The sequence below is a fragment of the Paenibacillus sp. 2TAF8 genome, from assembly GCF_052114825.1.
Taxonomy (GTDB): Bacteria; Bacillota; Bacilli; order Paenibacillales; family Paenibacillaceae; genus Paenibacillus.
Map to the genome: position 1 here is coordinate 623,172 of NZ_JBFRFN010000002.1, position 13,179 is coordinate 636,350.

The 13,179-nt window shown below is 46.4% G+C and carries 12 protein-coding genes; 7 read left to right on the forward strand and 5 right to left on the reverse strand.

What is annotated here, in order from left to right; translation table 11 throughout:
* Positions 1-13 precede the first annotated feature (13 nt).
* Entirely contained in the window at positions 14-547 is a 534-nt protein-coding gene (locus AB4Z30_RS04705; RefSeq protein ID WP_441923759.1) for a hypothetical protein, read from the reverse strand.
* Between the two features lie 232 nt (positions 548-779).
* Here AB4Z30_RS04705 and AB4Z30_RS04710 point away from each other — a divergent pair, with 232 nt between their 5' ends.
* Positions 780-1,898: a GGDEF domain-containing protein gene (locus tag AB4Z30_RS04710; RefSeq protein ID WP_441923761.1), complete on the forward strand. Its 1,119-nt coding sequence runs from the start codon at positions 780-782 to the stop codon at positions 1,896-1,898.
* 115 nt (positions 1,899-2,013) lie between these two features.
* Here the strand turns inward: AB4Z30_RS04710 and AB4Z30_RS04715 are convergent, their stop codons facing one another.
* Both AB4Z30_RS04715 and AB4Z30_RS04720 read right to left on the reverse strand, forming a co-directional pair.
* Complete coding sequence (locus AB4Z30_RS04715) at positions 2,014-2,538, reverse strand: hypothetical protein (RefSeq protein ID WP_145330260.1); 525 nt, start codon at positions 2,536-2,538, stop codon at positions 2,014-2,016.
* Between the two features lie 85 nt (positions 2,539-2,623).
* Positions 2,624-4,264, reverse strand: a complete 1,641-nt coding sequence (locus AB4Z30_RS04720) for a diguanylate cyclase domain-containing protein (protein ID WP_441923764.1) — start codon at positions 4,262-4,264, stop codon at positions 2,624-2,626.
* Positions 4,265-4,575: 311 nt separating this feature from the next.
* Between AB4Z30_RS04720 and AB4Z30_RS04725 the strand changes: the two genes are divergently transcribed.
* Genes AB4Z30_RS04725 through mnhG form a run of 6 tightly spaced genes read left to right on the forward strand, consistent with a single transcriptional unit; the run spans position 4,576 to position 10,484 of the window.
* Positions 4,576-7,530 (forward strand): Na+/H+ antiporter subunit A, encoded by a 2,955-nt coding sequence (locus AB4Z30_RS04725; protein WP_441923766.1) that lies wholly within the window; start codon positions 4,576-4,578, stop codon positions 7,528-7,530.
* 1 nt (position 7,531) lies between these two features.
* Positions 7,532-7,870 carry a Na(+)/H(+) antiporter subunit C gene (locus tag AB4Z30_RS04730; protein ID WP_441923768.1) on the forward strand — a complete coding sequence of 113 codons (339 nt, stop codon included), beginning with the start codon at positions 7,532-7,534 and terminating at the stop codon, positions 7,868-7,870.
* Positions 7,863-9,341, forward strand: coding sequence for a Na+/H+ antiporter subunit D (locus tag AB4Z30_RS04735; protein WP_441923770.1), 1,479 nt, complete (start codon positions 7,863-7,865; stop codon positions 9,339-9,341). The genes AB4Z30_RS04730 and AB4Z30_RS04735 overlap by 8 nt, the downstream gene beginning before the upstream one ends.
* Positions 9,342-9,347: 6 nt before the next feature.
* The gene (locus AB4Z30_RS04740; protein WP_441923772.1) at positions 9,348-9,824 is read left to right on the forward strand and encodes a Na+/H+ antiporter subunit E; all 477 of its coding nucleotides are present in this window, start codon (positions 9,348-9,350) and stop codon (positions 9,822-9,824) included.
* A complete protein-coding gene (locus tag AB4Z30_RS04745; RefSeq protein WP_110896037.1) occupies positions 9,824-10,108 on the forward strand; it encodes a Na(+)/H(+) antiporter subunit F1 in 285 nt (94 codons plus the stop codon). The genes AB4Z30_RS04740 and AB4Z30_RS04745 overlap by 1 nt, the downstream gene beginning before the upstream one ends.
* The gene (gene mnhG, locus AB4Z30_RS04750; protein WP_434751443.1) at positions 10,092-10,484 is read left to right on the forward strand and encodes a monovalent cation/H(+) antiporter subunit G; all 393 of its coding nucleotides are present in this window, start codon (positions 10,092-10,094) and stop codon (positions 10,482-10,484) included. The genes AB4Z30_RS04745 and mnhG overlap by 17 nt, the downstream gene beginning before the upstream one ends.
* 335 nt (positions 10,485-10,819) lie before the next feature.
* On the opposite strand, the gene AB4Z30_RS04755 is transcribed toward mnhG, so the two are convergent.
* Entirely contained in the window at positions 10,820-11,938 is a 1,119-nt protein-coding gene (locus AB4Z30_RS04755; protein ID WP_441924211.1) for a rhamnogalacturonan acetylesterase, read from the reverse strand.
* Positions 11,939-12,073: 135 nt separating this feature from the next.
* Entirely contained in the window at positions 12,074-13,093 is a 1,020-nt protein-coding gene (locus AB4Z30_RS04760; RefSeq protein WP_441923775.1) for an alpha/beta hydrolase family protein, read from the reverse strand.
* Between the last annotated feature and the right edge of the window lie 86 nt (positions 13,094-13,179).

Genomic DNA, 13,179 nt, shown 5'->3' on the forward strand with positions numbered 1-13,179 from the left:
TGACGCCCAGCGTCTAGCCTGCATGATTCGCTGTAGCATCATTGGTGATTACAATCGTTCCTACGACTCCCCCGGTGACATATGTACCTGCTCCCCCATTTTGTACAAGAGTGGTAACGTTAGCCGATCGAACATACCCCGCTGCGTTGTTGCCAAGGTCAAACTGATTATATGTGGCCGGGTCAGGCGTAACACTGGATGTGCCCGCAGGGGTGGTAAACGTAACCGGGTTATTGATTGCTGCACTGAGGTTAACCGTCCCGTTAATATAACTTCCGCCCCAGATCAACTCCGCATAAAGAACAGTACTTCCCGCAGGCAGAACCAGAATCGCTGCTGAACTGTTGCTTTGGTACAGACTGGTTGTACCTGCCGGGTACGTTCCATAAGTGGAAGCCGTATTAATCGTCGTAAATCCTCCGATACTGTCTTGCGTCCCTGGCACTCCTGCCGTGTCAGAACGGCTTAGTCCAAGTGTATTGCCCGTGAACGTAATTGCACCTGTAGCGTTGACAGTTGAACGAACGACAAGAGGAATGGATTTCACCTCCCCTTCAGCGTAAAATGGGAATTCTGCAACAGAGCCTGTTATCAGTCTATGATGCAAAGTCAGGGAATTTGTATGTCCACTTCCGAAAGTTTGGATAATCTTTGGATTTTTATGTAAGGTTTATTATCATGTTTAAAATTTTATCGCTTGCGTTTTGCCGATTGTATCTTATAATCTACTTATACGAGAGCAATCTGTCGTATCATTTTGATGCAGTCAGCGGTGATTTATGAACAGTTCAGCAGAACATAACAGCCCTATCCCAAGAGAGTATGAGATCAAGCATTCCAAATGGTTACGTAAAATGCTTCATGCTTACTGGGTCGTTGTTATTGTACATTTCTTCATTCAGATTGGTTCTTATCTTTTTCTGAAATATGATCGCACTCTCCAGGATTTCATAGTAAACGTCCTATTTTGGCCCACAACTCTAGCTATTTTTTGTATTTTACTCACCAGTTATATGGATCGAAAATTTCCTTCCTGTTCGTTCTACACGATGTCCGTAACCAGTACAGTGATCGCCTGGACCATTATTCATGTCAATTACGACATTCGGATCATGCCGGCCATATGCCTATTACCGATTTTTGCCTCTGTGTTGTTTTTTGACAGCAAGCGCGTCTGGTTCATTTTTTCATTGCAATTGGCAGGGTACGGCCTGCTTCTGGTTGATCCGGCGTACCGCGCATATCTGAGTTCTTTTGACATGGTTTCCATCCCGGCATTCCTGATTCTCGCCACCTATGTAGCCCAAATCATTGTGACTACCGGCATCGAGGTGCTTGACGATTTGCAGACAAGCATGAATGCCAAAGAAGACCTTATCGTCAGAAATGCCATCATTGCCAAACAGTCCAAAACAGACGGGTTAACGAATCTTTACAATCAGAGCTCGTTCAAGGATTATTATGAAAAGGCATTTGAGTACGCCAATCTCGGAATGAGTCTGCATTTGGCGCTGATTGATATCGATGATTTTAAAGTAATCAATGATACGTATGGTCACCGTGTGGGCGACATCATTTTGGAAAAGGTGTCCTTGATCATTCAGGAGAGCATCACAGCTAGTGACATTGCTGCACGGTATGGCGGCGAGGAATTTGCTTTGTTAATGTTTGAACAATCCTTTGAACAAGCTTATGATCTGGTTGAACATATCCGGCAAAAAATTTCATTAATGGGCCATCTGGAACTTGGGGGCGCTTCCATTACCGTAAGCATCGGCCTCAAAGGATACAACCTTGATTTGAGTAAAGATAAGTTGTTTGAAGAAGTGGATGCTTGCCTGTATGCTGCCAAACGTTCAGGTAAAAATAAAACCGTAACATCACTCGTTTCAGCATGATGAGGAGGAGCCAGTAATTAAAAAAGTTGTGTGGCACACACCCGGATAACCGGATCACCACACAACTTTTTTTGTTTTCATCCGAATCTGCCTGTTTTTCGCCGTCCCTGTTTCTTTATTCTTCTGCCCATTCCCAGCGATGGCGATATTGCTCCAGCCTTGGGTGGACTTGTTCAGGCTGACCGTCAATAATGAGACGAAGTTCCTTGATCCAATCCGTAAAGGAGTCGAAGGATGCCCATTGATTAGCCATTTCTAAGGTCATATACAGAAAAAGAGGTGACGGGTATTCGGCTTGAATATGTCGCAGCGCTGTGTCGATTGGCGTATACTTTTTTCGTTTCCCTTCTAATCCCTCTACCCGGATTGGTGCAGACGGGTGATCGCGCCTCCATTCATGAAGACGATCCTCTCTCTTGTAAAAGGATTGTACCGAATCTCGGCTCATTCGTTTTACTGTGCTTTCATGTAATGGGTAGAGCACTAGCTGCTTGAAAGCTCTTGCGTTCATAATTGCCGCTGCACGCTCAAGCTGTTCGTCCGTTACGTTTTCGAACGAATCGTAGAAGATCAGTGAACCCTTGCGACTAGGCTGGGCAGGCTCATAGCCAAAGGGTACGTTTGCATATTTTCCAGACAAGCGCCCCACCTCCCTTCTCAATTACATCATTATCCATGCACACCTGAATGCTACATGCCTCCAAACTACCTATGACTATTATATGCTAACCCTCGTTTTCCAACTCGGAATAAAATGTGACTCTGTTCTTGCCCGCACGTTTAGATCTATATAGTGCCTCGTCTGCCATCCGAATAATATCACTTGGATTGTTGCTATTTGTCGGGTACTCCGCTCCGCCAATACTGCAGCCAATATGAACACGCTCATACTCAATAATGAATGGTTTGTTCAAACTTCGAATGATATCTTGCGCATACTGGATCGCTTCCTGCCTCGGATCATCTCCGATTGAGCGAAGTACAATCAGGAATTCGTCACCGCCAAGACGTACCGTTATACCGTCCTCATGACTTAGTGCTGTAAGTCGCTGAGCAACTTTTTGCAACAAAACGTCACCCGTCTGATGTCCCAGTAAATCGTTCACACTTTTAAATCCGTCCAGATCAAGGTAGAGGAAAGTCAACGTATGATCCTCGCTCTCTGTCTGCAGAGATTCCTCAAGATACGTCTCAAGAGCTGTACGATTCTTCAAACCGGTCAGTTGATCATAATGTGCAAGATTCTGCATCACAACTAGTTCAGAGTCTTTATTCATGATTGAAGATACCATGTTTCGCAGTGAACGTGACAGTGCTTCAATCTCCTTCAGTCCTTTGGTCTCCGGAATGTCAATATTCTCCCCTGCGCTGAGACGATCTGCAACACGGGTTAATCGAACCAGAGGAGCTGAGATGAGTCTGGAGAGAAACCAGCCAATCGGTGCAAACAAAAGCATTACCACGATGCCAGCAAAGATGTTAAACCACATCAGATCAACAACAGATGAAAAAGCTGCCGATTTACCCTGACGAATGATAATAGTCCAACCCAGTCCCGGGTAATCTTTATATCCCTGACTATACGCTAAACCGGTAACATATTCCTTGCCATCCGGCCACTTTTCAGTGGACCAACTGCTTTTACTGTTTCGATGATCTCCAATTCCCTCTAGGGCAAGTGATTTGCCTACCCACTCTTTGGGGCCGAGAAGCACGGTGTGCTCTTTTTTGCTGACAATAAAGAATTCAATATCCTTCTCCTCACGTTGTAACGGAATGAGTACGGAAGCCTCGACTTCTTTGGCCCACGCCCAACTGAGATGTGCTGCTAATACACCACGAATCTGCCCTTGACTATCCTTAAGCGGGAAGCTGATATCTACAAATTGCAATGGCTCTTCCGATGGATTTGGCAAAAGTTTGGCCAGCAACACCGCATTATGTACATCTCCAATAAATTTACCCTTGATCCCTTCCTTATACACAGGCCGCTCCGATAAATCTTCGCCTAGAAGAATTCCGTCTGTCGCAGCTAGTACTTTTCCCTTTGGATCCATGAATCCAACCCAGGAAAAAGAGGGAAAGCTATTTTGAAGCTGATCCAACAGCATTTGGATATCCGTGTAATTAAATTCATCATTCATAGATGCCATGTTGCCCAGAAGATTCATTTCACCAGAACGCGAGTACATGAAACGATCCAGCTTGTCTACTGTCTGTATAGCCGTGCCTTCAAGGGAGTGACCAATTTCGGTTTCCACTGCATCAAATGATTTTTGGCTGAAAACATATCCAATGGTTAAAATAACAAACAGAGATAACACAGCGAAAATGACGGTAAGCACCGTTCTAAGTTTAAATGACATAATTCCTCCTGCACATACGGTGAACCGCTCTTACAATCTCAACCATCTACAGCTCGCGCTGCAAACATGATAAGAAATAGCTCTCACTTATTTTGAATTATATCGGTATTTTAGTTTGCATTATTAATATATGCATCCATACAAAATTTACCCAAAATCCAACCGAGTTTCTTCTATTCAAAGAATAGTCACGATTCTGTATATACAAACTTGGGTTATGTAATAGAGAGAGCAAGCAAATCCTTAGAGGATTGCGCCTGTATGTCCCATATAGAGAATGACTAGAAAATAAACATTGGGGGTGTAATTATTTGAGCCTGCTTCACGTTGCTGTTATTTTGCCTTTTGCAGCTGGTATCCTTCTTGCCTTGTTACACAGATTCTTTCGTAAAATTCACTTAGGATGGGCGGTACTGCTTGTACCGACATCGTTATTCGTTTATTTTGCAAGCAAGATCTCTGCTGTGTCCCAGCGTCAACCGGTATCCGGTCATATTCCCTGGATTCCGTCCCTCGATATCGGATTTAATCTATATTTGGACGGACTCAGTTTACTGTTAACGCTGTTGATTAGCGGAATTGGTGTACTTGTTGTCTTCTACTCGATTTTTTATATGAGCAAAACAGAGGCGTTAAACCGTTTCTATCTCTATCTGTTAATGTTTATGGGAGCCATGCTTGGTGTTGTATTGTCAGACAACATGATCGTCCTGTATGCATTCTGGGAACTGACCAGCATTACATCATTCCTGTTGATCGCCTTCCATTACAAACGCAAAGCTTCGACATCTGGCGCACAAAAATCGTTCCTGATTACGGTTTTTGGCGGATTCGCCATGCTTGCCGGATTCATGCTCATGTACCTGATGACAGGCACGTTCAGCATCCGCACAACCATTTCCAATTGGGGCCATATTCAGGATAGTCCATTGTTTCTGCCGGCTCTGGTTCTGATCCTGATTGGAGCGTTCACGAAATCGGCACAATTCCCGTTCCACATCTGGCTACCTGATGCTATGGAAGCTCCAACACCAGTGAGTGCGTATCTGCACTCCGCCACCATGGTCAAAGCCGGATTGTATGTTGTTGCCCGTTTCACACCAATTTTCGGTGGACAGGGACTCTGGTTCTGGCTTGTAACAGGTGTAGGATTACTCACTTTGGGTTACGGATCATTTCTAGCCGTTAAGAAAAATGATCTCAAAGCCATTCTCGCCTATTCGACAATCTCACAACTCGGTCTGATTATGTCCCTCTTCGGGATTGGATCTGCTGCTCTCTATTTCGGATATGGCGAATCTTCTTCTATGTACACCGTAGCCATTACCGCTGCACTGCTCCATCTATTCAACCACGGTACGTTCAAAGCCGCACTATTTATGGTAGCCGGCATTGTCGATCACGAGACAGGTACACGGGATATTCGCAAGCTGGGCGGGCTGGCCGCATTTATGCCCATCACATTCAGCCTGGCGCTAATCGGTTCACTTGCCATGGCAGGTATCCCGCCCTTTAACGGATTCCTAAGTAAGGAATTGTTCTTTCAAGCGATGGTACAAATTAAAGATCTCCGTATCTTTGGAATGGGCTCCTGGAGTATTCTGCTGCCAGTGATCGCGTGGCTTGCCAGCGTTTTCACGTTGATTTATGCCCTGATTTTCGTGTTCAAAACATTCCTCGGTCGTAGCCGAAGTGAGCTACCTGCCGAGAAATTACATGAAGCGCCAGTAGGGTTGCTCATCCCACCGCTCGTTCTGGGTGCGCTGGTCATCGGTTTTGGACTCTTTCCGGATCTACTATCCGGGTCACTAATCGAACCAGCCATGGCTGCCGTTCTCCCTTCCCTACTCCATGGGAATGAACGCTTTGATGTACATTTCTCACTATGGCATGGCTGGACTCCCGAATTGTTCATGACGATTGGTGTTGTTATTCTCGGGGTCATGCTCTACAAGTTGCTGCCACGATGGAGGAATATTTATGAGCACTACCCACAAGGGCTGACGATTAACAACATGTATCATGTGGTTCTGGACAACGTACAGCATTTTGCACGTAAATGGACAGAAGCCTATATGAATGGCTCCGTCCGTAATTATCTGGTCTATATTTTCTCATTCACCGTTGCCTTGTTGGTCTACGCTTTCTTCCGCTCCGGAGAAAATATTACGTGGAATGTGCAAGATAATGCACCTTACTCATTCTACGAAGTCGTATTGCTGGTGACTCTGATTGCAGCTGCCGTTTCCATACCTTTTGCCAAAAACCGCTTATCTGCGGTCATTATGACTGGAGCTGTCGGTTATCTGGTTACCTTGCTGTTTGTCCTGTTCCGGGCACCGGATCTGGCGCTGACGCAGATGATTGTGGAGACGGTCTCTGTTGCACTGTTCCTGCTCTGCTTCTATCATCTACCTGAGTTGCAACGCGGCAAATCAAGCACCCGTTATCTCACGGTGAATATGATTGTGGCTATTTCCGTCGGGGTTGTCATGACATTCGTCGCTTTAGCTGCAAGCGGTACAGCATCCTTGGACAGCATCTCCGCATACTTTCTTCAGGAAGCTTACAATTCAGCGGGTGGTAAAAATGTCGTGAACGTGCTGTTGGTGGATTTCCGTGGCTACGATACATTACTAGAGATTATGGTTCTTGGTGTGGCATCGCTGTCCATCTACTCCATGATCAATCTGAACCTCGAAGCGAAGGATCTCGGAGCCAGACTGAAATTCCGCAAAAAAGAAGAGAAACAGGACGAAGAACCCGAGCTCGACGATGAAGCGGACAATACCAAAAAATACGGAAATCGTGAACGCAGCACCTTGTCCTGGGATACAGTCCCTTTGCAAAGTAATGATGTTTTGCTGCAAACCACGACGAAAGTGGTTGTATTTATCATTCTGACCTTCTCGATGCATCTGTTCTTTGCCGGACATCATAATCCGGGTGGTGGTTTCATCGGTGGTCTCGTCACAGCAGCAGCCCTGGTTCTTATCGCTCTTGCCTTCAGCACCGATACGATTCGCAAAGCACTGCCCATCGATTTTCGGAGCTTGACTGCCATCGGTTTGGGTATAGCTTTGCTCACCGGTGCAGGTTCATTCCTGTTCGGTGTCCCATTCCTCAGCCAGACGTTCGGATATTTCGAACTGCCACTGCTGGGTGAAACGGAGCTGGCTACAGCCATGCTGTTTGATCTAGGCGTATACCTCGCTGTGCTTGGCGTCACCATGACTATCATTTTACAGATCGGGGAGGATCGTTGATATGGAAATATTGATGTGTGTGGCCGTAGGTATTTTGTTTGCGGTTGCCGTCTTTTTAATCTTGTCACGGAGCCTGCTCCGTATCGTACTTGGCATGTCGATTCTGACACATGGTGTGCATCTGCTATTAATTACGATGTCGCGTCTCAAAACTGGTGCACCCCCACTGCTTGGAGAAATGGCTGAGAAATACGTCGATCCGCTTCCCCAAGCCTTGATTCTAACATCTATAGTAATCAATTTTGGACTGACTGCCTTCTTCTTTGTACTTTCTTATCGCTCTTATCTCAAGCTCAAAACGGACGATATGGAAGATGTAAGGAGGCGCCCATATGAATAATCTTGTCGTTTTGCCGATCTTGCTTCCACTGATCACAGGTGTTATCACGCTATTGTTTTTCCGTAAGATAAATTTGCAGCGTATTGTAAGTGTTATTGGTCTTTTGGCAACAGCTGCGGCATCTACGATCCTGATTACACGTGTAGTGCAATCTGGCATTTTAACGCTGAATATGGGTGGCTGGAGAGCTCCTTACGGAATTGTGCTTGTTGCAGACATGGTTTCAGCCTTGCTCGTCGTAGCGGCTTCAATTATCGCGCTAGCCTGCCTGCTCTATGCTTTTCGAAGCATCAACAAAGAACGGGAGCAGCATCACTTTTATCCCTTCTTTCACTTTTTGATCGCAGGCGTGAACGCATCTTTTCTGACGGGTGACTTGTTTAATCTGTTTGTCAGCTTTGAATTGATGCTGATCTCTTCTTACGCGCTCATTGTACTCGGAGGTACGGAACGACAATTGCGTGAGACGATTAAATATGTACTGATTAATATCGTGTCCTCCGCCTTATTTGTAGCCTCCATCGGTTTCCTGTATTCCATTACCGGTACGCTGAATATGGCCGACTTGTCGGTTCGTATTGCTGAGATTGGACAGAGCGGCGTTGTCACATTGATTGCGGTTCTTTTCCTGATCGTATTCAGCATTAAGGCCGGATTGTTCCTTTTCTTCTGGTTATCCGGTTCTTATGCAGCACCACCTGCTATTGTTACGGCACTGTTCGCAGGTTTGCTCACCAAGGTTGGTCTGTATGCCATTGTGCGAACATTCACTTTGATTTTCTATCATGACCCGGACTTCTTCCATGCCTTGATTGGCTGGATGGCTGGCGCAACGATGATTCTGGGTGTTGTCGGTGCGATCTCGTATCGTGATGTGAATAAAATTCTGATCTATAACGTTGTAGCCGGAGTAGGCTTTGTTGCCTTCGGGATGGCGGCTGCCAGCCGTACTGCTCTGGAAGGGCTGCTATTCTATATGCTACATGACATGTTGATCAAAACACTGCTTTTCCTGCTCGGCGGTGCTCTTATTGCCGTGGCTGGCACATCCAGACTCGATAACATGGGTGGATTGATCCAACGATATCCCATGCTGGGATGGATGTTCTTCATCAGTGCGCTCGCGCTTGCAGGTCTGCCTCCATTCAGTGGATTTCCGGGAAAACTAATGCTCTTTGAGGGCGGCCTGGAGGCTGGATTATATGGTCTGACCGGGATCGCCGTGCTCTCTAGTCTGCTCATGCTGTATTCGGTGCTCCGCATCTTCATTCAGGCGTTCTGGGGTGAGCCTCCTGCAGGGATGGTAAGACGTCCTTACGCGGTGAACGGACTACTGATTCCTGCCGGAATTCTGTTTGCTTTCATCATCGTCATGGGTCTGGGTGCTGAAGGCATGTTCCAGCTAACTTCCCGCGCAGGCGATATTCTGCTTCACCCCCATATTTATATTGATGCCGTATTGAAGGAGTAGATGTCTATGGCCTTTCAAATTGTACTCAATCTTATCATTTCGTTTGTCTGGATGTTTCTGAATAATGCCTGGAATGGTGTCGGTTTTCTCGTTGGATATATGCTCGGACTGCTCTTGATCGGCGGCATGCGGCGTTTCTTCCCGCAGCGCTTCTACATCGTTCGGGTTTGGGCCATCCTCAAGCTGATTGGGCTATTGTTCAAAGAACTTGTTCGAGCGAGCATCGAGGTCATTCGTGAGATTGTTAAACCACGACTTGATATTCGTCCTGGGATTTTCACGTATCGCACACAGCTATCTTCGGATTGGGAAGTTACCCTGCTCTGTCTGATGATCTCCTTAACGCCGGGTTCACTGCCGCTTGAAATTTCGGGCAACCAGCGGAAGCTTTTTATTCATGCACTGGATATCAAGGATGAAGAAAAACTGCGAAATGATATTCAGAATACGTTTGAAAAAGCAATCATGGAGGTGACACGTTAATGTTATCCTCACTGCTGTTTATTTCACTGCTCATTCTGTCCCTGGCAATTCTGGCCTGTCTGTACCGCGTTCTTCGCGGGCCTTCCATGGCTGACCGAATTACTGCACTTGATACCATCGGAATCAATGTCATCGCCATCGTAGCTGTACTCTCCATGATGCTGCAGACGCAAGCTTATCTGGATATCATTTTGTTGATCGGCATCCTTGCTTTTCTGAGCACGGTGGCATTTGCACGATATATTGAACGAGGGGCGGTGTTCAAAAATGAAGGAGATCGTTAGTGGCACCGCTGAAACGGCGATTGGACTGCTCGTGCTGCTTGGTGCCCTGCTCAGCGCGCTCAGTGCCTTCGGACTTCTTCGCCTGCCCGATGTATATTTAAGAGCCCATGCTGCTACCAAAAGCATGACACTTGGCGTGTTTTGTGTGCTAAGCGGTGCCTTTTTCTTCTTTTGGTATTTCGACAACTATATTAGCGCTCGGCTATTACTGGGTATACTGTTTGTGTTCATCACCGCTCCTGTTGCGGGACATCTGAACGGACGTGCCGCCTACCGTACCGATGTGCCTCTATGGGAGCAAAGTGTACAGGACGAACTGGAACCGTTGCTGAAAGGCAAAAAAATGAATCACGAAGAGAAGGACATGATGGAGTAGCTTATATAAATTGAATGAAATGGTTTACACTTACCACTCCGATGACAGAATAACCTTCCGATCGCTGTTATCCCCGGATTTTTTGGATTCCCTTTTCCAAAGGGGAAAATCCGGTGATAAAGGCGAACGCTTTGCGCTTCTTCAGGTTTTTTCTGTCCTCTCCGTTAATGTGTAAAAAATAATTCAACTTATATAGTGGCGAATATAAGATAAACAAATACCCCAAAGGATGTATCGCTCATAGGCGGCCCTCCTCTGGGGTATTTCTAATATAACCTAATTTGGTGTGCATACTTCGATACAGATCGAGTGTATCAATTAACTCATTATTTTTATTAGAAACCGTTTAAACCTTGGCGTTTTAGATCCGCAGCTACGATACGAGCAAGCTGTGCTGCTCCTTGCCGGTTCGGATGCAGGCTATCTCCATTCATGTACAGAGCAAGCGTTGCTGCTGGCCCAATGGAAGTGAAGTATGCCGAGCTGAGCTTGTTCAGATCGACGAGAGTTACTGCCTCTTCCTGTGCGAGTGCACGTGTAGACGCGTTATACCAACGGTTCTCGGCCTGATGCACATTTGCCGAATTAAAATCTGTTGCCCGGCCTTGAGGTGTCGAGAGAATAACGGTTGCTCCTTTGTTTTTCGCCTGACGAACCATATCGCGCATGATCTCTTTAAACTGCGCCTCGGTTGTATTGTTTTTGGCGTTGGTATCGTTAATTCCAAGCTGTAGGATGAAATAGTCACCCGGTTTGATATACTTCAGAATCGCTTCCATCTGACCATCATCACGGAATCCTCTCGCAATCTGCCCGCTTGTGGCCATGTTGCGAACCTGGAAGGTTGTATTGTTCACATAGGACGGAAGCAGTTGGCCCCAGCCTCCCTGCACGCTGCTACTGAGCGGATAATAGTTGCATACCGTTGAATCTCCACCAATATAGATCGTACGGTTCGTGACAGGCTGGTTGGACAGTTTCCGAATTTCAAGGGCACTCAGCGTAAAAGCTGTACCTGCCTTTCCTTCCGTCACCAGCAGATTCAACTGTCCGTCGGTCACCGGAATCTGGAATTGATCGGTTGCGCCGTTGCCCGTCATATTCATGATCTGGTATACCCCTTCTGCCGCTACACTGGCTCTAGCGGTATTGCCCAGAGTAACTTTAACCTCATACAACCCATTCGGCAGATCAACATTGAAGGTGTTATCACTCTTCGTACCAAATTTCAGAAATTGAACGGCATCACTTCGCACACCGCTGCCCGATGCGGAGACATTCCTCATGTTAACTGGGGTGTTAAAACCATACCCCCTTGCAGCTGTATATACGGTAGTGGCAGACACTCCGGTATATCCATTCTCCACTGCTCCTGCACCAAAATCAAATTTATAATGATCGGATGCAGCCTCGGCAACTTCTCCTCCACTACTGCCAAACCCAACTGCAATCATACTTGTAGCAAGTACAGAACATAACATCATCCGTAAAGAACTTGACCATTTCATCATACAGTGCTCCTCTCGAATTAAAATGATACGTTTAGTATCCCTCCGAATGCAGATCATGATGAAATATTACAAAGAAAATTACAATACCTGTTCAAGCCAATTATATGCCTTTGCACCGCTAATCTCATGTCCACCGTCAAAATAATCTGCACCTAGTGCTGGTACTGCACCAGCATGTTCATAAATCATTTTCAACCGTTCATGGGCCTCCCGCGCCGAATGAAGTGGAAAAACAAGATCCTCACTTCCAATCTCCAGAAAGAGAGGACGCGGAGCAATCAGACCGATGATATCCGGAAGTTCTGATTCCAGCAAAATCCCCGGGATATAATTGTCGAGGCAATGATTGCGGTCCAGAATGCTGCCATGAAACGTGCTTGCATAACCGCTGACCACGACAGCTTTACATCGCTTGTCCAGGGCTGCTGTAAAGGCAGTAACCAGTCCCCCACCGGAGATGCCCATGCTTCCAATCCGCTCTGAATCCACTTCTGACCGAGTCGATAAATAATCTAATACACGCGTTGTTTCATATACCCGATGTCCTGCAAGTGTCTGACCTACCATAAGCAGGTGGGCAGCAATCTTCGTACAGGAACTTGCCCCTGGCGGTGCTTCACGATCCTCATCCAGCCTTCTGTCCCCAAACCCAAGTAGCTCTGGAGCAGCAACAACATATCCACGCTTCACAAGAGCGACTGCAAAATCTTTGTGCAATCCCGGCTCCCCTACCCGCGGTGAACCATCCGGTTCCATACCACAGATTTCCCGACTCCCGTACCCATGACCATGGCAAGCAACAATAGCAGGTCTCTTCATTTCGGTAGCGCTTACATGTTCAGGAATCAAAAGATAGATGGGCATCCGTAACCCGGTGTAGGTTGTGATCTCAATCCGCTCCCGGATGTAACCATCACACGGAACATGTTCCAGTACGACAGGATTCAATGCAACGGGCACCGCCGGAAAATCGCCCAGCCGTTCCTGGACATGGGTACGCAGTTGAGTTTGCCATACTGTAAAATCCTGATCTGCATCATAAACGGAGCGGCCGCGAAGGCTGGTTTGTTGGTACAGGTAGTTATCAATATCCTGCATGAGCTTGTGTCCTCCTGTTTGTCGTGGGTTACATTCATTGGTTGACCTGTTTTCTCATATTCTTATCCATTATAGAACTAAAAGTA

Excerpts from the sequence above, each read along its gene's own strand:
- AB4Z30_RS04760 (WP_441923775.1), bottom strand. The coding sequence starts at position 13,093 with ATGCAGGATATTGATAACTACCTGTACCAACAAACCAGCCTTCGCGGC.
- AB4Z30_RS04740 (WP_441923772.1), top strand. The coding sequence starts at position 9,348 with ATGGCCTTTCAAATTGTACTCAATCTTATCATTTCGTTTGTCTGGATG.
- AB4Z30_RS04730 (WP_441923768.1), top strand. The coding sequence starts at position 7,532 with ATGGAAATATTGATGTGTGTGGCCGTAGGTATTTTGTTTGCGGTTGCC.
- AB4Z30_RS04720 (WP_441923764.1), bottom strand. The coding sequence starts at position 4,264 with ATGTCATTTAAACTTAGAACGGTGCTTACCGTCATTTTCGCTGTGTTA.
- AB4Z30_RS04755 (WP_441924211.1), bottom strand. The coding sequence starts at position 11,938 with ATGATTGCAGTTGGGTTTGGCAGTAGTGGAGGAGAAGTTGCCGAGGCT.
- AB4Z30_RS04710 (WP_441923761.1), top strand. The coding sequence starts at position 780 with ATGAACAGTTCAGCAGAACATAACAGCCCTATCCCAAGAGAGTATGAG.
- AB4Z30_RS04735 (WP_441923770.1), top strand. The coding sequence starts at position 7,863 with ATGAATAATCTTGTCGTTTTGCCGATCTTGCTTCCACTGATCACAGGT.
- mnhG (WP_434751443.1), top strand. The coding sequence starts at position 10,092 with ATGAAGGAGATCGTTAGTGGCACCGCTGAAACGGCGATTGGACTGCTC.
- AB4Z30_RS04745 (WP_110896037.1), top strand. The coding sequence starts at position 9,824 with ATGTTATCCTCACTGCTGTTTATTTCACTGCTCATTCTGTCCCTGGCA.